At 45.2% G+C, this 1,021-nt stretch carries 1 protein-coding gene; it reads left to right on the top strand.

Annotated elements, in window-relative coordinates:
- Positions 1–469: 469 nt before the first annotated feature.
- On the top strand, positions 470–1,021 hold a 552-nt coding region (locus tag R8269_RS26445), incomplete at its 3' end, for an asparaginase domain-containing protein (protein ID WP_318223065.1).

The raw sequence follows: 1,021 nt of genomic DNA, 5'->3' as shown, positions 1-1,021 counted from the left end.
TACCAGTAAAAATGGTCTCTGTTGGTCCAGGTCGTGAACAAATGATTATGCGATAAGATGTGAAACGATACCAACTCTGACTGGTATCGCACATCATTGGCAAGCGGCTTATCTGTTCCGGGGTAAAGCCGCTTTTTTTTTGCGCTATGTTTGCAGGCCATTTAATCTTCTAAAAGCTTAACTCCTATCCTCCTTCCCTTTACATCTCTTAGCAAAACACGCCCTCACTTCTTACTTACAGATCCATCACTGGTATTTCGTTCAATGTTGAACAGGTTGCTGGTACATCTCACTTGTTAAAGAAGCACGTTAATTAGGTTAACTGGTTGATTTAATATTCTTTAAGTGATTAGTTGATCACGATTTTCATCTGCAATTTGTTGAGCTTGTGCTCAAAAATTCTCCCGTTCTGTTTTTAGGATAGAGGTTGTTCCCCAACCAACATCTAACCTAAAAGCAGGTGATTCCCATGACAAAAAATCTTTTCCGCCTCAGTACGATTACCCTTGGTTTGTGCCTCAGTTCTTTGTCGTTCGCCCAGGCCGATCTTCCTAATATCAAAATCCTCGCGACTGGCGGCACCATCGCTGGCGCAGGTCAATCTGCCACTGAGTCGAACTACACCGCAGGTAAAGTTGGCGTCGAATCATTAATTTCTGCTGTGCCGAGCATGACCAACATTGCGGATATTTCTGGTGAGCAAGTAGTCAGCATCGGCTCTCAAGACATGAACGATGAGGTATGGCTGAAGTTAGCGAAAAGAGTTAACGAGCTGCTCGCTCAAGATGATGTTGACGGTATCGTCATCACCCACGGTACGGATACATTGGAAGAAACCGCATACTTCCTTGATTTAACGGTGAAGAGCGACAAGCCCGTTGTGATCGTGGGCGCGATGCGACCATCTACTGCCATGAGTGCCGATGGCCCGGTCAATTTATACAATGCTGTTGTTACTGCAACCGATGAGGACTCAAAAGGCCGCGGCGTACTAGTGGCAATGAATGACACCATTTTCGAT

Source organism: Vibrio sp. Vb0667 (assembly GCF_033391095.1).
The sequence above is the reverse complement of the archived record's forward strand: the minus strand, read 5'-3'. Positions and strand labels throughout refer to the sequence as shown.